This is a genomic window from Rhodococcus sp. LMD, assembly GCF_056108245.1.
In genome coordinates, this window is sequence record NZ_CM148557.1 from 3,211,465 (window position 1) to 3,231,681 (window position 20,217).

General features: G+C 71.5%; 19 protein-coding genes and 1 pseudogene. 3 read left to right on the forward strand and 17 right to left on the reverse strand.

The window, feature by feature from the left end:
• Positions 1-18: 18 nt before the first annotated feature.
• The gene (locus ACWPQI_RS14750; RefSeq protein ID WP_010594242.1) at positions 19-1,035 is read right to left on the reverse strand and encodes an extracellular solute-binding protein; all 1,017 of its coding nucleotides are present in this window, start codon (positions 1,033-1,035) and stop codon (positions 19-21) included.
• 98 nt (positions 1,036-1,133) lie between these two features.
• Positions 1,134-1,340 (reverse strand): hypothetical protein, encoded by a 207-nt coding sequence (locus tag ACWPQI_RS14755; RefSeq protein WP_010594241.1) that lies wholly within the window; start codon positions 1,338-1,340, stop codon positions 1,134-1,136.
• 64 nt (positions 1,341-1,404) lie between these two features.
• Here ACWPQI_RS14755 and ACWPQI_RS14760 point away from each other — a divergent pair, with 64 nt between their 5' ends.
• On the forward strand, positions 1,405-3,363 hold the full coding sequence (locus ACWPQI_RS14760) for a glycoside hydrolase family 15 protein (protein WP_010594240.1): 1,959 nt from the start codon (positions 1,405-1,407) through the stop codon (positions 3,361-3,363).
• Between the two features lie 4 nt (positions 3,364-3,367).
• Here ACWPQI_RS14760 and ACWPQI_RS14765 read toward each other — a convergent pair whose 3' ends face one another.
• The gene (locus tag ACWPQI_RS14765) at positions 3,368-4,300 is read right to left on the reverse strand and encodes an NAD(P)H-dependent flavin oxidoreductase (protein WP_010594239.1); all 933 of its coding nucleotides are present in this window, start codon (positions 4,298-4,300) and stop codon (positions 3,368-3,370) included.
• A 6-nt stretch (positions 4,301-4,306) separates the two neighbouring features.
• Positions 4,307-6,094 (reverse strand): translation elongation factor 4, encoded by a 1,788-nt coding sequence (gene lepA, locus ACWPQI_RS14770; protein ID WP_230831611.1) that lies wholly within the window; start codon positions 6,092-6,094, stop codon positions 4,307-4,309.
• Positions 6,095-6,281: 187 nt separating this feature from the next.
• On the opposite strand from lepA, the gene ACWPQI_RS14775 reads away from it, so the two are divergent.
• The gene (locus ACWPQI_RS14775) at positions 6,282-6,851 is read left to right on the forward strand and encodes a type II toxin-antitoxin system PemK/MazF family toxin (protein WP_026137651.1); all 570 of its coding nucleotides are present in this window, start codon (positions 6,282-6,284) and stop codon (positions 6,849-6,851) included.
• Between the two features lie 38 nt (positions 6,852-6,889).
• On the opposite strand, the gene ACWPQI_RS14780 is transcribed toward ACWPQI_RS14775, so the two are convergent.
• A complete protein-coding gene (locus ACWPQI_RS14780; protein ID WP_010594236.1) occupies positions 6,890-7,771 on the reverse strand; it encodes an aquaporin in 882 nt (293 codons plus the stop codon).
• A 342-nt stretch (positions 7,772-8,113) separates the two neighbouring features.
• Here ACWPQI_RS14780 and rpsT point away from each other — a divergent pair, with 342 nt between their 5' ends.
• Complete coding sequence (rpsT, locus tag ACWPQI_RS14785) at positions 8,114-8,374, forward strand: 30S ribosomal protein S20 (protein ID WP_003937021.1); 261 nt, start codon at positions 8,114-8,116, stop codon at positions 8,372-8,374.
• 61 nt (positions 8,375-8,435) lie between these two features.
• Here rpsT and holA read toward each other — a convergent pair whose 3' ends face one another.
• The 12 genes and pseudogenes from holA to ACWPQI_RS14845 form a co-directional block, all read right to left on the reverse strand.
• Entirely contained in the window at positions 8,436-9,404 is a 969-nt protein-coding gene (holA, locus tag ACWPQI_RS14790) for a DNA polymerase III subunit delta (RefSeq protein ID WP_010594235.1), read from the reverse strand.
• Positions 9,401-10,939: a ComEC/Rec2 family competence protein gene (locus ACWPQI_RS14795; protein ID WP_474738384.1), complete on the reverse strand. Its 1,539-nt coding sequence runs from the start codon at positions 10,937-10,939 to the stop codon at positions 9,401-9,403. The genes holA and ACWPQI_RS14795 overlap by 4 nt, the downstream gene beginning before the upstream one ends.
• Complete coding sequence (locus ACWPQI_RS14800; protein ID WP_010594233.1) at positions 10,936-11,739, reverse strand: ComEA family DNA-binding protein; 804 nt, start codon at positions 11,737-11,739, stop codon at positions 10,936-10,938. Before ACWPQI_RS14800 ends, ACWPQI_RS14795 begins: the two co-directional genes overlap by 4 nt.
• Positions 11,740-11,831: 92 nt before the next feature.
• Positions 11,832-12,650: a DegV family protein gene (locus ACWPQI_RS14805; protein WP_026137650.1), complete on the reverse strand. Its 819-nt coding sequence runs from the start codon at positions 12,648-12,650 to the stop codon at positions 11,832-11,834.
• 5 nt (positions 12,651-12,655) lie between these two features.
• Positions 12,656-13,429 carry a diglucosylglycerate octanoyltransferase gene (gene octT, locus ACWPQI_RS14810; protein WP_026137649.1) on the reverse strand — a complete coding sequence of 258 codons (774 nt, stop codon included), beginning with the start codon at positions 13,427-13,429 and terminating at the stop codon, positions 12,656-12,658.
• Positions 13,416-14,069, reverse strand: coding sequence for a histidine phosphatase family protein (locus tag ACWPQI_RS14815; RefSeq protein ID WP_010594229.1), 654 nt, complete (start codon positions 14,067-14,069; stop codon positions 13,416-13,418). Before ACWPQI_RS14815 ends, octT begins: the two co-directional genes overlap by 14 nt.
• A gap of 155 nt (positions 14,070-14,224) precedes the next feature.
• Positions 14,225-14,620: pseudogene (gene rsfS, locus ACWPQI_RS14820) on the reverse strand (ribosome silencing factor); the annotation flags it as partial.
• Positions 14,617-15,288, reverse strand: coding sequence for a nicotinate-nucleotide adenylyltransferase (gene nadD / locus ACWPQI_RS14825; protein WP_010594227.1), 672 nt, complete (start codon positions 15,286-15,288; stop codon positions 14,617-14,619). The gene nadD and the pseudogene rsfS, both read right to left, overlap by 4 nt.
• A 70-nt stretch (positions 15,289-15,358) precedes the next feature.
• Positions 15,359-16,810: a vWA domain-containing protein gene (locus tag ACWPQI_RS14830; RefSeq protein WP_017680311.1), complete on the reverse strand. Its 1,452-nt coding sequence runs from the start codon at positions 16,808-16,810 to the stop codon at positions 15,359-15,361.
• A gap of 1 nt (position 16,811) precedes the next feature.
• Positions 16,812-17,693: an AAA family ATPase gene (locus ACWPQI_RS14835; protein WP_003937011.1), complete on the reverse strand. Its 882-nt coding sequence runs from the start codon at positions 17,691-17,693 to the stop codon at positions 16,812-16,814.
• Between the two features lie 66 nt (positions 17,694-17,759).
• Positions 17,760-19,064, reverse strand: a complete 1,305-nt coding sequence (locus ACWPQI_RS14840; protein WP_010594225.1) for a glutamate-5-semialdehyde dehydrogenase — start codon at positions 19,062-19,064, stop codon at positions 17,760-17,762.
• A 30-nt stretch (positions 19,065-19,094) separates the two neighbouring features.
• Entirely contained in the window at positions 19,095-20,201 is a 1,107-nt protein-coding gene (locus tag ACWPQI_RS14845; protein WP_026137648.1) for a D-alanine--D-alanine ligase family protein, read from the reverse strand.
• Between the last annotated feature and the right edge of the window lie 16 nt (positions 20,202-20,217).

The following is a 20,217-nucleotide window of genomic DNA, read 5'->3' on the forward strand; positions in this document are numbered from 1 at the left end:
CGTGGGGGCGGCATCCTCCTACTTCGTCGCCTCGGCGTAGATCACGGCGATGCTGCCGGTGCCGGGCCGGAACAGCTCGGCCTCGACCGCACTCCAGCCACCGAGATCGTCGACGGTCCACAGCGTTTCGGGGGCCGGGAAGTCTCCGGCGAACTCCCGCGCGACGCCCGGGTCGGCCGGCCGGAATCCGGCGGAAGCCCAAATCCTCTGCGCCTGCGCGGTGTAGAGGAAGTCGTTGAACTCCTGAGCGGCCACCACGTCGGGCGCGTTGTCGATCACCACCGCGGGACTGTCGATCCGGAGGGTGGTGGTCAAGGGCACGCGCCGGACCGCGGCGCCGTCGCGCTCGAGCCGGACCGCGTCGCGTTCCGACAGGAGCAGCACGTCGCCGGCACCCCGCACGAACATCTCCACGGCCTCTTCGGCGCTCGCGGGCCAGGACTCGATGTGGTCACCGACTAGCGCCGTGAGGTAGTCCCGGCCCGCCTGCGGGTCGGCACCGCCGTTGCTCGTCGCGGCGTAGGCGGCGAGCAGGTTGAGCTCGGCCGCGCCGGAAGCCGACGGGTCGGGCGTGATCACCTCGAGGCCCGGAGCGAGCAGGTCGTCCCAGTCCGTCACGCCCCACGGGTTGTCCTCCCGCACGAGCATCGCCACGACGGATCCGTACGGAATCCCCCGGTACGCCCCCGCGTTCCAGTCCGCGTCGACCAACCCGGCATCGACGAGCCCGGACAGGTCCGGCACCGTGGCGAAGGTCACGAAATCCGCCGAGGCGCCGTCGACGACGGCGGCAGCCTGCTGCGCGGACGGACCGGACGTGACGTCGAAGCGGACGTCCTCGCCGGCGTCGGTGCTGCCGAACGCGGCGATCACCGCGTCCAGCGCTGCCCGGGCCCCCTCGGCGGCGTACAGGTCGACGGTGGGGCCGGCGCCGGCCCCACCGTCGTCGCTCCCCCGCCCGTCACCGGCCGAGCACGCCGTGAGCGCGGCGGCGGCTGCGAGCGCGACGACGTGCCGGCTCGGACGGAATCTCACGACACACCTCCGGCGCGGATCAACGGGTCAGCAGCCAGGCCACGACGACGAGAACGAGCAGGGCGGCCAGGGTGAGGGTCACGCGTGAGCGCGGCATGTCAGCGATCCTCCGTCTTCGGTTCGGACGCGGCCGGCTCCCTGCGCCCGACGGCCGCGAGGACGCCCGCGAGGGCACGGTCGAGCAACCAGGCCACGCCGGCGCACACCGGCACCACGACACCCAGCACGAGCGCGACCTGCGGGACGAACGGGAGGCCGGCCAGCCACAACTCGAAGCCGTCCCACCACGATGCCGCCCGATCCACGCCCCCACCCTAGTCGGCACCCGTTCGGTGGACGCCGGGGGCCGGGTGCCGGGATCATGTGGTGATGGCACACACGTTTGAAGGATCGGGGCTCTCGTCCGCGCATTCGCACCCGCCGCACCGGAGCCCCTACCCGCCGATCGACGACTACGCGTTCCTGTCGGACTGCGAAACGACCTGCCTCATCGCCCGCAACGGGGCGGTCGAATGGATGTGCCTGCCCCGGCCGGACTCGCCCAGCGTGTTCGGGGCGATCCTCGACCGCAGTGCCGGCTACTTCCGCATCGGCCCGCACGACCGCACCGTCCCGGCGGCACGCCGGTACCTGCCCGGTGGACTGATCCTCGAGACGACGTGGCAGACCGAGACGGGATGGATAGTGGTGCGCGACGCCCTGGTGATGGCGCCGTGGCATGCCGTCCAGGAGCGGTCGCGGACCCACACGCGGACACCGACGGACTGGGACGCCGAGCACATGCTGCTGCGCACCGTCCGCTGCGTGAGCGGGACCGTGGAACTCGAGGTCAGTTGCGCCCCCGCGTTCGACTACCATCGCGCCCCGGCGCGCTGGGAGTACACGGGCAAGGTGTACGAGGAGGCCACGGCGTACTGCACCGCCGGTGAACCCGGGGAGCACCCCGAACTGCGGCTCACCACCGATCTCCGGCTCGGCCTCGAGGACGGGGAGGCACGGGCACGAACCCGGATGCGCAAGGGCGACAAGGCGTTCGTCGCCCTGTCGTGGTCGGACGTGCCGTGCCCGGGGACGTACGAGGAGGCCGCCGCGAAGATGGCCGAGACCGCGGACTTCTGGCGGGAGTGGATCACCACCGGTCGTTTCCCCGATCACCCCTGGCGCAGCTACCTGCAGCGCAGCGCACTGACCCTCAAGGGACTGACCTACGCGCCCACCGGGGCACTGCTCGCCGCGGCCACCACATCCCTTCCGGAAACACCTGGCGGAGAAAGGAACTGGGATTACCGCTACGCGTGGGTACGCGATTCGACGTTCGCGCTGTGGGGTCTGTACACGCTCGGGCTCGACCGGGAGGCCGACGCGTTCTTCGCCTTCATCTCCGACGCGTCCCGCAGCGAGGACGGCACATTGCAGCCGTTGCAGGTCATGTACGGCGTGGGCGGCGAGCGGGTGCTCACCGAATCGCAGCTCGAGCACCTGTGCGGCTACGACGGAGCGCGTCCGGTACGGATCGGAAACGATGCGTATCATCAAGTGCAGCACGACATCTGGGGCGCGATGCTGGACTCGGTGTACCTGCACGCGAGGACCCGCCGGCACATGCCCCAGTCCTTCTGGCCGGCCGTGAAACGCCTCGTCGGGCAGGCCGAGCAGCACTGGCGCCTGCCCGATCGCGGCATCTGGGAGGTGCGGGGTGAGCCCCAGCACTTCACCTCGTCCAAGGTGATGTGCTGGGTCGCGCTCGACCGGGGCGCACGGCTGGCGCGCACACACGGCCGCCCCGACTACGCGGTGCGGTGGGAGGCCGTGGCGGACGAGATCAAGGCGGACATCCTCGCGCACGGCGTCGACGAGCGCGGGGTGTTCACCCAGCGCTACGGGCACCCCTCCCTCGACGCCTCGGCGCTGCTGGTGGTGCTGCTGCGGTTCCTGCCGGCCGACGATCCGCGGGTGCGGGCGACGGTCCTGGCGATCGAGGACGAACTCACCGAGGACGGACTGGTCCTGCGGTACCGGGTGGACTCGACCGACGACGGGCTGACCGGCGAGGAGGGCACCTTCACGATCTGCTCGTTCTGGCTGGTCTCCGCCCTGGTGGAGATCGGGGAGGTGGAACGGGCCCGCATCCTGTGCGAACGGCTCCTCGGCTACGCCAGCCCGCTCAAGCTCTACGCCGAGGAGATCGACCCGCGCTCGGGCCGGCACCTGGGCAACTTCCCCCAGGCCTTCACCCACCTGGCCCAGATCAATGCGGTCGTGCACGTTATCCGGGCGGAGGAGCAGATCGCGGCCGGCGAGTTCCAGCCCGCGCGCCGTGCGCCGTGACCCGCTACCAGGATCGGCGCAACAGTTCCTCCGCACGGTCCGCGATGTCCCGGACGATCTCGCCGGCGGGCCGTTGTTCCCGCACGAGCCCGGCGGCCTCCCCGGCGTAGACCACGCCCCGCCGGGGGTCGGCCGCGTCGTACGCGGCGGCGAGCGTCTCCTCGTCGGCGCCGCGCGCGTGCCATTCGGCGGTGTAGTCGTTCGCCAGGGCCCGGCCACCCCACCGCGCCGGCCAGGGCTGGTGCCGGGCCCGGTCGAAGACGTCGGTGTAGACGGTGTCGCTGCTGCGCGCCGCGACGAGCAGGTCCCGGGCGTACTCCGGTCCCACCGTCTCGGGACTCGCCAGCAACGCCGTGCCGACGAGCGCGCCCTCCGCACCGGCCGCGAGCACCGCAGCCAGTCCCCGCCCGGACGCGATGCCACCCGCGGCGAGCACCGGAAGCGACGTCGACTCGAGCACCTCCTGCAGCAGCGGCAACGTCCCGATGTGTCCGGTGTGACCGCCGGCCTCGTGCCCCTGGGCGACGACGGCGTCGACCCCGGCGGCCTCGACGACCCGCAGGTCGTCGATCGTGTTGATCTGCGAGATCACGACGGCACCGGCCGCCCGCACGCGCGGCACGTAGGGGGCCGGGTCGCCGAACGACAGCGACACCACGCGGGGCCGTTCGGCCAGCACCGCGTCGAGCAGACTGTCGTCGTCGGCGAGCGACCAGGTCATCAGCCCGAAACCGAGCGGTCCACCCCCGAGTTCACGAGCCACCGCCGACTCGGCGGCCAGCCACTCCGAGGTGTTGTAGCGCGCGGCCCCGATCAGGCCGAGCCCGCCGGCCCGGGTCACCTCCCCGGCCAGGCGGCCGCCGGCACGGCCGCCCATGGGGGCGCCGAGCAGCGGGACGGTGATGCCCAGGGTGCGGGTGAGCCAGGTCTCGAGCACGGTGGACTACTTCCCCTTCGGCTTGTCCGAGGACGCCTCGGACGAGAGCGCGGCCACGAACGCTTCCTGCGGGACGTCCACCCGGCCGATCGTCTTCATCCGCTTCTTGCCTTCCTTCTGCTTCTCGAGCAGCTTGCGCTTGCGGCTGATGTCGCCGCCGTAGCACTTGGCGAGCACGTCCTTGCGGATCGCACGGATGTTCTCCCGGGCGATGATCTTCGACCCGATCGCCGCCTGCACCGGCACCTCGAACTGCTGACGCGGGATCAGCTCCTTGAGCTTGGTGGTCATCTTGTTGCCGTACGCGGCGGCCGCGTCCTTGTGCACGATCGCGCTGAACGCGTCGACGGCCTCGCCCTGGAGCAGAATGTCCACCTTCACCAGTGCGGCCTCCTGCTCCCCGGCCTCCTCGTAGTCGAGGCTGGCGTAGCCGCGGGTGCGGGACTTCAGCGAGTCGAAGAAGTCGAAGATGATCTCGGCCATCGGCAGGGTGTAGCGCAACTCGACCCGGGTCTCGGACAGGTAGTCCATGCCGCCGAGTTCGCCACGCCGCGACTGGCACAGCTCCATGATCGAACCGATGAACTCGCTCGGGGAGATGATCGTGCACTTGACGATCGGCTCGTAGATCGCGCGGGCCTTGCCTTCGGGCCAGTCCGACGGGTTGGTGACGATGTGCTCCTGCCCACCTTCGAGGACCACGCGGTAGACCACGTTGGGAGCGGTGGAGATCAGGTCCAGGCCGAACTCGCGCTCGAGTCGTTCCCGGGTGATCTCCATGTGCAGCAAGCCGAGGAAGCCGCACCGGAAACCGAAGCCGAGTGCCACCGACGTCTCGGGTTCGTAGGTGAGCGCGGCGTCGTTGAGCTGCAGCTTGTCGAGGGCATCGCGCAGGACGGGATAGTCCGACCCGTCGACCGGATACAGGCCGGAGTAGACCATCGGGCGGGGTTCCCGGTAACCGGTGAGGGGTTCGGCGGCGCCGCCCCGCGCCGAGGTGACCGTATCGCCGACCTTTGACTGACGCACGTCCTTCACGCCGGTGATGAGATAGCCGACCTCGCCGACTCCGAGCCCGGTGGTGACCTTCGGCTCGGGCGAGACGATGCCCACCTCGAGCAGCTCGTGGGTGGCGCCGGTGGACATCATCTTGATCTTCTCGCGCGGCACGATCCTGCCGTCGACCACACGCACGTACGTGACGACGCCACGGTAGGTGTCGTACACCGAGTCGAAGATCATCGCGCGGGCGGGCGCGTCGCGGTCGCCGACCGGCGGCGGTACCTGCCGGATCACCTCGTCGAGCAGTTCCCGCACGCCCACCCCGGTCTTGCCCGACACCCGCAGCACCTCCTCGGGCTCGCAGCCGACGATGTGTGCGATCTCGGCGGCGTAGCGGTCCGGGTCGGCCGCGGGCAGATCGATCTTGTTCAGGACCGGGATGATCGTCAGGTCCTTGTCGAGAGCGAGATAGAGGTTGGCGAGGGTCTGCGCCTCGATGCCCTGGGCGGCATCGACGAGGAGCACCGCACCCTCACACGCCTCGAGCGCACGGGAGACCTCGTACGTGAAGTCGACGTGCCCGGGCGTGTCGATGAGGTGCATGACGTAGTCCTCGCCGTCGACCTGCCACGGCAGCCGCACGTTCTGGGCCTTGATGGTGATCCCGCGCTCGCGCTCGATGTCCATCCGGTCGAGGTACTGAGCACGCATCTGGCGCTCCTCGACCACACCGGTGAGCTGCAGCATGCGGTCCGCGAGCGTCGACTTGCCGTGGTCGATGTGCGCGATGATGCAGAAGTTCCGGATCTTCGCGGGGTCCGTGAACGTGGTGTCGGCGAAGGTGCTGATGTCGGGCTCCTGACTCGGACGGGCAGCAGCCCTGGCGGGCCGCGGTCACCCCTGCAGAATATCCAAGTCGCGGCGGGTCCGGTCCCGCGGCCGCACCTGTGCGGCGGCGGGCGCCGCTAAGCTCGCCGACGTGGCTGGCACATGGAAGAAACTCGGCAGGCAACTGGGACGGCTCGCGGTCGAGCAGGGGCCGCGGTTGCTCGAGCAGATGCAGCGCTCCGGCGCTCTCGACCGGGCCCGGACCGCCCTCGGCTCCGGGACAGCCGACACCACCCGACCGGTCCCGAAGCCGGGCCGTCCGGTGACCTCCCGTACTTCCCCCACCGCGCAGCGCGCCCGGCAGATCGCGTACGCCCCCGATCTCGACGGCCGCGCCGACCCGGGCGAGATCGTGTGGACGTGGGTGGCCTACGAGGAGGACGCGACCAAGGGCAAGGACCGGCCCGTGCTCGTCGTCGGACGCAACGGCGGCACCCTGCTCGGCCTCATGCTGTCGTCGAACGACGACCGGGACGGTCACCGGGACTGGCTGGCGCTCGGTAACGGCAGCTGGGACGCCGGCAACCGGCCCAGCTGGGTCCGGCTGGACCGCGTGCTCGACGTGCCCGAGGACGGCATCCGGCGCGAAGGCGCGGTGCTCGGCCGGTCCCGGTTCGAGCAGGTCGCGGCGCGCCTGCGCGCCGACTACGGCTGGCGGTAGCCGGCCGTCCTGTCACCGTCGGCGGTAGCCGCGTCCCGTCACCGTCGGCGGACGCCGGCCGGCGGCGCCACGGACGGCCGCAGCCCGGCGAACCGGCCGAACAGCGACCGGTAGACGAGCGCCCCGAGGGCGCCGCCGATCAGCGGAAACAGGATGAACAGCCAGAGCTGCGCGAGCGCACCGTCCTGGTACGGAGCGACCGCGATGCTCCGGGCCGGATTGACGGAGGTGTTGTCGATCGGGATCGAGATCAGGTGGATCACTGTCAGGGTGAAGCCGATCGACACGCCGGCCAGCAGCACGTCCGAGGCCTGGTCCGTCGCGGCGAGCACCACGAACACCAGGAGTGCGGTCAGCAGCACCTCCACGATCATGGTCGCGCCGATTCCGTAACCGTCGATGAGCACCCCGCCCAGCGGTCCTTCCACTGCCGACGGGCTGTGCGGTCCCCAACCGTTGGCACCGAGTCCCTGCGCGGCCCGGTCGTAGGTCGGGAGCGACTGCGCCACCGAGTAGATCGTCACGCCCGCGACGAGCCCGCCGAGGATCTGGGCCACGATGTAGAACACCGCCCGCTTGGCGGTGACCCGCCCGATCGCGAGCTGACCGACCGTCACCGCCGGGTTCACGTGACACCCGGAGATCGGCCCGATGGCGTAGACGAGGAAGAGCAGCGTCAGCCCGAACGCCAGCGCGACGCCCAGATTGCCGACCTTGTCTCCGGCGAAGACCGCCGTGCCGACCGCGGAGAACACGAGCACGAACGTGCCGATCGCCTCCGCTGCGTACTTCTTCGCGTCCGAGAATTCTTCCTTCTCGACGGCTTCGAGCGCCGTCTCGGGCTCGGCACCGCCGCGTACCCGGTCCGCCTTCCGGTTCGCCGCCCGGTCCTCGGGACCAGTCTCGTGTTCGTTCGTCATGCGCCCACCTCGCGTCGTGCGGCCCCGAAGGACCGGATCCGATGTGTCGAACATCCGCACTGGCGAACACCGCGGGTCGAAGACGGGCCCACCGGCCGCACAGCACTACCGCAACAGAACACAGCGGACACTACGCAAGCCGGATGACCGCCACAACAACTTCCGGTGACGTCGAGGACAGTTCCCGGCAGGCCGGCCGGACGCGACCGTATCGGCACCCGGTGTGCGGTCCCGGGTACCAGTTTTGGGGTTCCGCCGGGCCGCTGGTATCGTGGTCCGTCGGTGCCGTAGTGCGCCCAGAGCTTTCCGACCAACTACCAGCAAGACGACAGGATTTTACGCGTGGCCAACATCAAGTCCCAGGTGAAGCGGATCCGCACCAACGAGCGCAACCGACTCCGCAACCAGTCGGTCAAGTCCTCGCTGCGCACGGCGATCCGTTCCTTCCGCGAGGCCGCGGCCGCCGGTGACAAGGACAAGGCCACCGAGCTCCTCGTCTCCACCAGCCGCAAGCTCGACAAGGCAGCCAGCAAGGGCGTCATCCACGCCAACCAGGCCGCCAACAAGAAGTCCGCTCTGGCCAAGGTCGCCAACGGACTCTGAGGTAGAACGCAAGCTCTGCTCCGGAAGCTGCCCGGTCCTCGGACCGGGCGGCTTCCGTCGTCTAACGGGTCCGGCCGGCCAGCTCCGCGACGCGGCGCACGGCGCGCTCGACCGCGTAGTCGGCGTCCGCGGCCGCGCCCTTGACGTCGGCATTGAGATCGGCCACCACTCGCAGCGCCGCCCCGATCGATCGGGGATCCCACGTGCGTGCCTGCCCCTGGGCCTTCTTCACCTTCCAGGGCGGCATCCCGAGTTCCGAGGCCATCTTGAACGGGTCGCCGCGCCCGGCCGAACCGACTCGTGCGATCGTGTGGACGGCATCGGCGAGGGCGTCGGCGAGCAGGACGTGCGCGACACCACGATGCGTCGCCCACCGCAGCGATTCCAGCGCCCCGGCCTCGTCACCCGCGACGGCCTTCTCGGCCACCTCGAACCCCGTGACCTCGGCCTTGCCGGAGTAGTAACGCTGCACGGCGGCAGCATCGATCTTGCCGCCCGTGTCGGCGACGAGCTGACTGCACGCCGCCGCCAGCTCCCGCAGGTCGGAGCCCACGGCGTCGATCACGGCCTGCACGACCTCCGGTGCTACTCGAACACCGGCGGTGCGGAACTCGGCCCGCACGAAGTCCACGCGCTCGGCCGGCTTGGTGATCCGGGCGCACTCGTGGGTCTCGGCGCCGCACTTCTGCAGTTCGCCCACCATGGCTTTCGCGCGGCCACCGCCGCTGTGCAGGACGACGAGGGTCACCCCCTCGGGTGGGTCGGTCGCCGCGTCGACGATCAGTGCGACGGCGTCCTTGCCGGCCTCCGCGGCGGATTCGAGGACGACCACCCGGTCCTCGGCGAACAGCGACGGGCTCAGCAGCTCGGCGAGTTCGGCGGCGCCGGCGTCGCCGGCGCGCAGCCGCGAGACGGTGAGCTCGGGACCAGACCCCGTCCGGGCCCGGACGGCACCGACGATCCGCGCGACGGCCCGTTCGACGAGGAGGTCTTCGTCACCGAGCACGAGATGCAACTGCGGGTTGGTCACCGATCGATCGTGCCACGTCCCCCGGACATCACCGTCGGTGCCCCGGCCGGGCGTCCGCGCCGTAGCCGCAGCAGGTACCGGGCAGCGACGAGCCCGCCGACGACGGCGACCGCTCCGCTCACGCCCGCCGGGACGGGCACCTCCGCCAGGGGCAGGGCCGTGGCACGCGCTGCCACCTCGAGGATCCACCACAGCATGGGCGCGGTCCCGCGAGCGAGCAGCTCCGCCACGGCCGGCGACACCGCGGAGACCGCCGCGACGGTGGTACCGAGCACGGTCAACGGCGGAAGCACCGGTGCGACCAGGACGTTGGCCGCGATCGCCACGACGCTGACGGTGCCGGACAGCGCGGCGACGATCGGTGCGGTCACGACGAATGCGGCCGCCGAGACGGCGAACACCTCGGCCGCCGCGCGGGGCCACCCGCGGGCCCGCAGCCGGGTCACCCAGAGCGGTGCCACCAGCACCAGGCCGGCGGTGGCCGCGACCGACAGGGCGAACCCGGCGTCCGTCGCGAGTTCGGGTGCGGCGACGAGGAGCACCCCGACCGTGGCCGCCAGGGCGGGCAGCCCGTTCCGTCGTCGGCTCGTCACGAGCGCGAGCAATCCGATCGCGCCCATCGCGGCGGCACGCAGCACGCTCGGCGACGGGCGCACGACGACGACGAACGCCACCAGCGCGACGGCCGCGAGAGCGGCGCCCGTGCGGGGGCCGAGGCCGAGTCCCCGCACGGCGAGCAGCACCGCGCCGAGAACGATGCTGACGTTGGCACCGGACACCGCCGTCAGGTGGGTCAGGCCCGCTACCCGGAAGCTCTCCCGCACGTCGTCGGGCAGGCGTGAGGTGTCGCCGACCACGAGGCCCGGCAGGAGGCCGGCCGCAGCGGGCGGGAGCACCGCTCCGGACGCCGAGGCGAGTCGCTCGCGGATCCGCCCCGCCCACTGCTGCACCCGCGAGGGAGCCTGCACCGACCGGGGTGGGCCGTCGGCCCGGACCACGGCCACCGTCAGGTTCGCGCCGCCGGATTCGGCGAGCCGGCCGCGCAGGGTGACCCGTTGCCCCGGCAGCAGCTCCGCCCACTCCTCGGCGGGGGCGAACACCACGACGGCCCCGCCGCCGGTGTACCGACCGGCCCCCAGGTCGGCGCGGTGCACTCTCGCCGGGACCAGGACCTGATCTCCCCCGAATCCGCTGTCCCCCAGTCTTTTCGGATCCTCGGTCGGTTCGACCGCCAGGGTGGCCCAGCCGTCACGCGCGGCCGCGCCGGCAAGCGGATGCGTCTCGACCGCCCATACCCGTAGTGCGACTGCCGCAGAGGACCCGGCGGCGACGACGAGAGCCGCGAGCAGCGGGGCGGCCCCGGCACGGAACCGCCCCCGGCGTATCGGCACGAGCGTGGCCGCCGCGCACAGCGCGGCAATCGCCGCGAGCCCCAGCGCAACCTGCCAGCCGGCGTGCAACCCGAGCGCGGTTGCGGCCCACGCCGCGGCCGCGCTCGGTACCAGGCGCGCGTCGTCACGGCCGGATTCGGTCACACCACCACCAGCGTCCGCAGGCGCGCCAGCCGCGCGGGACCGATCCCGTCGACCTCGGCGAGTTGTTCGACGTCGTTGAACGGACCGTTGTCCCGGCGCCACGCGACTATCGCGGCGGCGGTGACAGGACCGACGCCGGGCAGCGCATCGAGGGCCGCCTCGTCGGCGGTGTTGAGATTCACCGGCCCCCCGGCCTCGGGCGCGCCGGACGTTCCGGCGTCCCCTGCCCCTGCGGCGCCGGAGATTCCGCTCGCCGGCGGAACCGGTGGCAGGGTGCCGACCACGATCTGGTCGCCGTCCGCGAGGCGTTGCGCCAGGTTCAATCCGGTCAGGTCCGCCCCCTCGAGGGCGCCGCCCGCGGCCGTGAGCGCATCGGCCACCCTCGAGCCGGGCGCGATTCGTACGAGGCCGGGCTTGCCCACCAGGCCCACCACACTGACCACCACCTCCTCCGGCGCCGAGTCCTGCCGGGGCGCAACGGGATCCGCCGGCGGTGCTGCGACCTCCACCGCCGGCAGCGGCGGAACCGGTTCCGCGACGGGACGATCGCGCCAGGTCACGACGAGCGTGACGAGCACGACCACGACACCGACCACCGCCAGGGCCCCGGTCCCGCCGCGACCGGTCTGCCAGCGGGCCGCACGCAACCGCTCGAACGGACCCGGCGGATCGGCGGTGCCGGCCGCGTCGTACCACGGGTACGGATCGTCGTCCGGCGCCGCCGGAGGACGGTCGCCGGCGGACCGGGCGATCCCGTCGAGCCGTCTGCGCACGAGGTCGTGCTCGTCGCTGCTGCCCATGGCGCGACGCTAACCGGACACGACCGCCGCCACCGCGAAGGCTGGGACGAGTCGTCGAATCTGTGGATGAACCGTCCGCCTGTGGACAACTCCTACGCTCGGGAGACGACCACCCCGACGGCGCCGGGACCGACGTGGGCGCCGAGGACCGCGTCGAGTTCCGACACCGACAGCGGCGTCCCGGCGGGCAGCCGGCCGGCGAGTTCCGCGGCGAGCCGCTCGGCGCGTTCGGGGGCCTCGCGGTGGTGCACGGCCACCGCGGTCACCGGCTCCGCGGTGTCGACGACGCCGTCGACGAGTTTCGTCATCGCCTTGGTCATGGTGCGGGTCTTCTCCCGCAGCACCAGCCGGCCGTCGACGAGGTGCAGCACGGGTTTCATCGCCAGAGCGGTGCCGAGCAGCGCTGTGGCGGTACCGATGCGGCCGCCGCGGCGCAGGTGGTCGAGCCGGTCGACCACCAGCAGTGTCCGGCTGTGGGCGGCGACCTCCACCGCCCGTTCGTACACCGCCCGCACATCCGCACCGGACCGGGCGGCTTCCGCCGCCGCCAGAGCAGCGAATCCCAGACCCATTGCGGTGGTTCGACTGTCGACCAGTTGCACCCGGTCGCCGAGGGCATCGGCGGCATAGCGGGCAGCCGACCAGGTACCCGACAGTTCACGGGACAGGTGCACGGCCACCACCCCGTCGCCGCCGCTGTCGGACAGCGCCTCGGCGTACGCTTCCGTCAGTTCCGCCGGGGAGGGACCGGAGGTCGTGACGCCGGAGAGGTCGGCGGGCAGGTCGTCCACGCCCTCGCGCAACTCGACACCGTCCGCGATCACGTGCAGCGGCACGACACGGATGTCGTAGCGCTCCACCAGTTCCGGGTCGAGACAGCACGACGAATCGGTCACCACTACTACAGACACGCCGCCTACCGTATGTTCTCCGCGGCGACGCGCGCATCCCGGTGCACCATCCGTACCGCCTCGGCCACCGCGGCGGCAACTTCGCTGTGCCCGTTCCAACCCCAGTGGATGCCGTCCGGATTCGCGTCCCCGGAGTGGATGTCCGCGTGCACGGCCTCGCCGAGATCGACCAGCGGAACCGACTTCTCGGACGCCCACCGGTTGATGGCCCGGGCTGCGGCGGGACGACCGCGGTGCACCGCGCGGTACTGCGCGCTGCGGTGTACCGACGGCAGCGTGGCGATCACCGGAAGGTCCGGCCGCATGTACGCCAGCGACTCGCGGATGGTCTCGAGGTAGTCCACACTGACCCGCGGCGGCAGGGCCACCGGCCAGCCGAGCGGGGACAGCCGGGGCTGCAGCCACCCGTAGGTCTCCCGTACGACGCGGCGTAACCGCGGTGGGCGTACGTAACGCAGTGTTTCGCGCAGCGCCGTCGGCAGCGGGGACGGCAGGGTGTCCATGCCCCCGACGGCCAGCACGACGGCACCGGCCCGCGGGATCGTCGCCCACACGCGCGGATCCTGGGTCATGGCCCACCACGCGTCGCGGGTCGTCCACCCGATCCGTGCGACGAGCTCCACGTCCCAGTCGAGTTCGCGCGCCACGATGTTCGGCCAGATTCGCGGATGGTCCGCCGGGAGCCCGCCCTTCGGGCCGTAGTAGCTGAGGGAGTCCCCGATCACCAGCAGCGTCGGCCGGCGCGGACCGGCCGTCGGCCGTGGCTCAGAGGACGTCATCGGCCGCCACCGTCGCCGTCGCGTTCCACACGTCGAGGCGCCACGCGGGCCGGTCACCGTATCCGCTGAGCTGGACCCAGCCGGTGTTGCCGAGTCCGCCGAGGACCGGCCACCGGTCGACCGGAAGATCGAGCAGGGCGGCCGTGAGTGCCGCGATCAGTCCGCCGTGCGCGACGACGATGATCGGCCGATGCACCCACTGCTCGTGCTTGTCGAGCAGTTCCTGGATCACCGGGGCGCTGCGCCGCGCCACGTCGACCCGGCTCTCACCCTCGGGGGGTGCCCAGGTGGCGTCGGCCCGCCACGCCGCGCGGGCCCCCGGGGACACCGCGTCCACGTCGTGATGGGTCAGGCCCTGCCACCGGCCGAGATGGGTCTCGCGCAGCCTCGGATCGATTTCCACCGGCAGCCCGGCCTGGTCACCGAGTTCGACGGCGGTGTCGTAGGCGCGCCGCAGATCGGACGAGACGATGGCCACGGGACTGTGCTCGACGAGGACCCTGGCCGCGGCCACGGCCTGCCGCCGCCCCAGCGCGGACAGCTCGGTGTCGAGCTGCCCCTGCATGCGACTGGTGGCGTTGTATTCGGTCTGGCCGTGGCGTACCAGGATCAGCCGCCGGACCGGTACCGCGTGGGTCACCGGTCCCCCGGTGCGTCGTCCGGGACGGGAGTGGTGCCGCCTGCCGCTGCACCGGCGCCGGTGTCACCGGTCGGCGCGGGCGCGCCGGTGTCACCCGCCGGCGCGGGCGCGCCGGTGTCACCCGCCGGCGCGGGCGCGCCGGTGTCACCCGCCGGCGCGGGCGCGCCGGTGTCACCCGCCGGCGCGGGCGCGCCGATGCCGTCGACGGTGATCACCGGGCAGTCCTTCCACAACCGGTCGAGTGCGTAGAAGTTGCGTTCGTCGTCGTGCTGGATGTGCACCACCACGTCGACGTAGTCCAGCAGCGTCCAACGACCCTCGCGGGTGCCTTCGCGCCGCACGGGCTTGTGCCCGGCGAGCCGCAGTTTCTCCTCGACGTTGTCGACGATCGCGTTGACCTGGCGCTCGTTGGCCGCGGACGCGATCACGAAGCAGTCGGTGATGACCAGTTGCTCGGACACGTCGAGCACCACCACGTCGGTGGCCAGTTTCTCGTCGGCCGCGCGGGCCGCGATGCGTGCCATCTCGATGGCTTCTGCAGTTGCCGTCACTGCGGGGTCTTCCTCTCGGGGTGGGGACAGGACTCGGGGTGGGGATGAGACACGGTCGTCGTGCCGTCGGGGCGCCGCGAGTTCGCGGGCCGATACAGGTTGCGCTTGCTGATGTACTGCACCACCCCGTCGGGCACCAGGTACCAGATGGGTCTGTGCTCACGCACCCGCGTCCGGCAGTCGGTCGACGAGATGGCCAGCGCAGGTATCTCGACGAGACCGACGGTGTCGGACGGCAGCTTCGCGAGATGCTCGGCGAGGTGCTCGACGTGCAGGTCGTAGCCCGGACGCGACACCCCCACGAACCGGGCCAGCTCGAACAGCTCGGCCCAGTCCTGCCACGACAGGATCGATGCCATCGCGTCGGCGCCGGTGATGAAGTACAACTGGGCGTCGGGCATCAGGGCACGCAGGTCGCGCAGTGTGTCCACGGTGTAGGTGGCCTTCTCGCGTTCGATGTCGACCCGGCTGACGGAGAACTGCGGATTCGAGGCGGTCGCGATGACCGTCATCAGATAGCGGTCCTCTGCCGTGCTGACATCGTGTCCCGACTTCTGCCAGGGATGTCCGGTGGGCACGAACACGACCTCGTCGAGATCGTACCGGTCGGCTACTTCGCTGGCTGCGACGAGATGCCCGTGGTGGATGGGGTCGAAGGTTCCGCCCATGACACCGACGCGCCGGCGCGGCGGGGAATTCGGGACGGATGGCTCGTGCACGATGGTCCAGCTTACGGGTTCACACCGGCAGCAGGGCCGCCACCACCTGCGCCAGCTGCTGTGCGGACCGGCACTCGTGCATCGTGATCACCTCGCGGTACACCTCGGCCGCCGAATCTCCGGCTCCCCATTGGCCGCGTGGTTCCGGATTGAGCCAGTGGGCGTGCCGGGCAACGGCCACCAGGTGTTCGAGCGCGGCGAGGTTGGGATCGCGATAGTTGGTCCGTGCGTCGCCGAGCACGAGCAGTGAGCTGCGGCTGGTGAGGCTGTGCGCGTACCGCTCGGTGAACACGCCGAGCGCGTGACCGTAGTCGGAGTGGCCGTCGTAGGCGATCAGCTCGGCCTCACGCAGCATCCGCGACATGGCGACCCCGAGATCCGCGCCGGCGGAGAAGTGGTGAGTGACCTCGTCGGTGCTGTCGATGAACGCGAACACCCGGACGCGGGAGAACTGCTCGCGCAAGGCGTGCACGAGCAGCAGCGTGAAGTGGGAGAAGCCGGCGACCGATCCGGAGACGTCGCACAGCACCACGAGCTCCGGACGGGCGGGGCGTGGCTTGCGATTGACGAGGTCGATGGGCACTCCGCCGGTGGACATCGACTTGCGCAGGGTCCGGCGCAGGTCGATCGCCCCCGCGCGGGCCCGTCGCCGGCGCGCGGCGAGCCGGCTCGCGAGCAGCCGCGCCAGCGGGGTGACGCTGCGGCGCAGCGCGGTGAGCTCGGCGTCGGTGGCTCGCAGGAAGTCGACCTCCTCGGCCAGTCTGGGCACCCCGTACGTGGCGACGCGGTCGCGTCCGACCTGTTCGGCGGTGCGGCGCCGCGTCTCGCGTTCGACCATCGCCCGGAAGTCCGCCACCCGGCGCGCTGCCGTGCGGCGGGCCACCTCGGTGGCGTACTCGGTGTCCTGAGCCCGCTCCTCGGGACCGGCATTGCCGAGCAGTCCCTCGAGGATCTTCGACACCAGTGTCTCGGGCGAGACCTGGCGCAGGGCCTGGTACGCCGAGAACGACGACTTGTCACCCGAGGTGTACTGGCCCAGTTCCTCGACGATCTGCGCGGTCAGCAACTCGACGAGCTCGAACGCCTCGGCGGAGTCGTCGGCGAGCATCTCGGCGATCAGGTCCCGCAGCGCCTCGAAATCGATCTCGCCGTCCGGGGTGCGTGGCAGCGTCGGATCGATCCCGCCGGCCTCGCGGCGTCCCACCGCTGCCGGGAACCACAGGTCGAACAGGGCGTCGAAGGTCGGCCGATGGGTGGGCCGGCGCAGCAGAGCGCACGCCAGCCCCTCGCGCAGGGCGTCGCGGTCGAGCAGGTCGAGCACCGAGATGACCCGGCCGGCGTCGACGGTCTCCGACGGTCCTACGGGGATGCCGCGGCGGCGCAGCGCCTCGACGAACCCGACGAGGTGGCCGGGCAGCCCGTGCGGCGCCGACGGCCCGTGGTCCCGCAGCGGCGGGCGTGCCCCGGCCATGTCAGTTCAACCGCAGCTCGGCCGCGGCCCGCAGCTGATCGGACTGGTGTTTGAGGATCACGCCGAGCGTGGCCCGGACCGCCGCGTCGTCGAGGGTGTCCAGGCCCAGGGCGAGCAGTGTGCGGCCCCAGTCGATCGTCTCCGCCACCGACGGCAGCTTCTTGAGCTGCATGCCGCGCAGCACCCGGACCGTGCGGACGAGCTGCTCGGCGACCGCCTCCGGCAGCTCCGGAACCCGGCTCGCCAGGATGCGGCGCTCGAGGTCGGCATCGGGAAAGTCGAGATGCAGGAACAGGCAGCGTCGCTTGAGGGCCTCGGACAACTCGCGGGTCGCGTTCGAGGTGAGCACGGTGAAGGGCTTGCGGGTGGCGCTGATGGTGCCGAGTTCGGGCACGGTGACCGCGAAGTCGCTGAGCACCTCGAGCAGCAGACCCTCGATCTCCACGTCGGCCTTGTCGACCTCGTCGACGAGCAGCACCGTCGGGTCCTCCCGGCGGATGGCCGTCAGCAGCGGGCGCGGCAGAAGGAATTCCTCGGAGAACACATCCTGCTTGGTCGCGTCCCAGGAGTGGTCGGTACCGGCCTGGATCCGCAGGATCTGCTTGGCGTGGTTCCACTCGTAGAGCGCCCGCGACTCGTCGACCCCCTCGTAGCACTGCAGCCGCACCAGCTCGGCGCCGGAGGTCTGCGCCACCGCCCGGGCCAGCTCGGTCTTGCCCACCCCGGCGGGGCCTTCGATGAGCAGCGGCTTGCCGAGGCGATCGGCGAGGAACACCGCGGTGGCGGTGGCCTTGTCGGCGAGGTATCCCGTCTCGGCGAGGCGGTCGATCACCTCGTCGACGTCGGCGAAGATCGGCGGGGTGGTCGGCAGCGCACGGTCCACGCTGTGTCCTTTCGTCGGGGCAGGCCGGTCGGGGTGCGGGGTCTCGTCGACGCCGTCGGGCCGACCTCAGGCCGGCCGGGTGTGGCCGTCGCCCCAGACCACCCACTTGGTGGAGGTGAGTTCCGGCAGTCCCATCGGGCCGCGGGCGTGCAGCTTCTGGGTGGAGATGCCGATCTCGGCGCCGAACCCGAACTGCTCGCCGTCGGTGAACGCCGTCGAAGCGTTGACCATGACGGCTGCGGCATCGACCCGCGCGGAGAACTCACGGGCCGCGGCGAGGTCGGAGGTGACGATGGCCTCGGTGTGCCCGGTGCCGTACCGGTCGATGTGCGCGACGGCCGCGTCCAGGTCGTCGACGACGGCGAGCGCGACGTCGAGGCTCAGGTACTCGTCGGCCCAGTCCGATTCGGTGGCCGGTTCGAGGCCGGGCAGGTCGCCGTGCACGGTGACGCCGTGGCTGCGCAGTACCTGCAGCAGCCGGGGCACGACGTCGTCGGCGACGGCCTTGTCCACCAGGATCGTCTCGGCGGTGTTGCACACGCTGGGCCGGCGGGTCTTGGCGTTGACCACGATCTTCTCGGCCATCTCCGGATCGGCCGACGCATGCACGTACACGTGGCAGTTGCCCACGCCCGTCTCGATGGTGGGCACGGTGGCGTCGCGGACGACGGCGGAGATCAGGCCGGCGCCGCCACGAGGGATGACGACGTCGACGAGTCCGCGGGCCTGGATGAGGTGCGTGACCGAGGATCGGTCCGCGCTCGGCAGCAGTTGCACGGCGTCCTCCGGCAGTTCCTGCGTGGCGAGGGCGCCGCGCAGGGCCTCGACGAGCGCCGCGTTGGAACGGGCGGCGGACGACGACCCGCGCAGCAGGGCCGCGTTGCCGGACTTGAGGGCCAGCCCGAAGGCGTCGACGGTCACGTTCGGCCGGGCCTCGTACACCATCCCGACGACGCCGAGCGGCACCCGCATCTGCCGGATCTCGAGGCCGTTGGGCAGGGTCGAGCCGCGGACGACCTCGCCGATCGGGTCGGGCAGCCCCGCGACCTGGCGCAACCCCGCCGCAATGCCCTCGACCCGGGCCTGGGTGAGACGGAGCCGGTCGAGGAGGGATTCCTCGGTGCCTGCCGCGCGGGCGGTCTCGATGTCCTCGGCGTTGGCAGCGAGCACCGCGTCGGACGCGGCGAGCACGGCGTCCGCCGCGGCGTGCAGGGCGGCGTCCTTCTGCGCGGTGGTGAGCAGGGCGAGCCGGCGGGAGGCGACGCGGGCGCGACGGGCCGCGGCGTGCACGGCCTCGCGGGTGTCCCCGGCGCCGGTCGCCCGGACGTCCCCGGAAACGGTCGCAGATGAGTCAGGGGTCACGGCAGTCATGGCCTCCAGACTAGTCCGCGTCCGGACGGCTCAGCGCAGCCCGGTCCCCCGGGCCAGGGCGGTGTCGACCAGGGTGGAGAGCAACGTGCGGTACTCGAGGCCGCTGGCCTCCCACATGCGCGGGTACATCGAGATCGACGTGAACCCGGGCATGGTGTTGATCTCGTTGATCACCGGCCCGTCCTCCGTGACGAAGAAGTCGACCCGGGACAGGCCCTGGCAGTCGAGGGCGCGGAAGGCGCGGACCGCGAGGTCCCGGATCCGGTCGGAGACGTCGTCGTCGAGCTTGGCGGGCACGTCGAACTCGCACACGTCGTCGAGGTACTTGGTGTCGAAGTCGTAGAACGCCTCGTGATCGCCGGACGGGTCGGGCATCCGGATCTCGGCGACGACGCTGGCGCGCACGTCGCCGTCGGGGAACTCCAGTACACCGCATTCGACCTCGCGGCCGACGATCGCGGATTCGACGATCACCTTCGGGTCGTGCCGGCGAGCCTTGTCGATCGCCGCATCGAGCGCCGCCCAGTCGGCGACACGGCTGATCCCGATGGAGGATCCGCCGCGGGCGGGCTTGACGAACACGGGGAGGCCGAGACGCTGCTTCTGCTGCTCGGTGACGGTCGCGGTGCCGGGCCGCAGCACGACCTGGAATCCGACGGGCAGACCCTCCGCGGCCAGCAACTTCTTGGTGAACTCCTTGTCCATCCCGGCGGCGCTGGCGAGGACGCCCGGTCCCACGTACGGGACGCCGGCGAGTTCGAGCAGCCCCTGGATGGTGCCGTCCTCGCCATAGGCGCCGTGCAGCACGGGGAACACGACGTCGACGGAGGCGAGGACCTTGCCGAACTCGCCCTCGGCGAGGGCGACGATGTCACCGGCCCGGGTGGGATCGGCGGTGAGCACCAGCGCCGAACCGTCCGCGTCGACGGTCGGCAGTTCGCGGCCCGCCTTGGCGAGCCGTTCCGGGTCCGAGTCGGCGAGCACCCAGGCGCCGTCGGTGGTGATACCGATCGGGACGGCCTCGTAGCGTTGCGGGTCGAGGTGGCGCAGGATGCTGCCTGCCGAAACGCAGGAGACGGAGTGCTCGTTGCTGCGGCCACCGAAGACGACGGCCACCCGGATTCGGGGTGTGCTCACGGCACAAACCGTACCG

Coding starts and splice junctions, on each gene's coding strand:
- ACWPQI_RS14760 (WP_010594240.1), top strand. CDS start 1,405: ATGGCACACACGTTTGAAGGATCGGGGCTCTCGTCCGCGCATTCGCAC.
- ACWPQI_RS14780 (WP_010594236.1), bottom strand. CDS start 7,771: ATGACGAACGAACACGAGACTGGTCCCGAGGACCGGGCGGCGAACCGG.
- ACWPQI_RS14800 (WP_010594233.1), bottom strand. CDS start 11,739: ATGGGCAGCAGCGACGAGCACGACCTCGTGCGCAGACGGCTCGACGGG.
- octT (WP_026137649.1), bottom strand. CDS start 13,429: ATGACGTCCTCTGAGCCACGGCCGACGGCCGGTCCGCGCCGGCCGACG.
- nadD (WP_010594227.1), bottom strand. CDS start 15,288: ATGGGCGGAACCTTCGACCCCATCCACCACGGGCATCTCGTCGCAGCC.
- ACWPQI_RS14830 (WP_017680311.1), bottom strand. CDS start 16,810: ATGGCCGGGGCACGCCCGCCGCTGCGGGACCACGGGCCGTCGGCGCCG.
- ACWPQI_RS14840 (WP_010594225.1), bottom strand. CDS start 19,064: ATGACTGCCGTGACCCCTGACTCATCTGCGACCGTTTCCGGGGACGTC.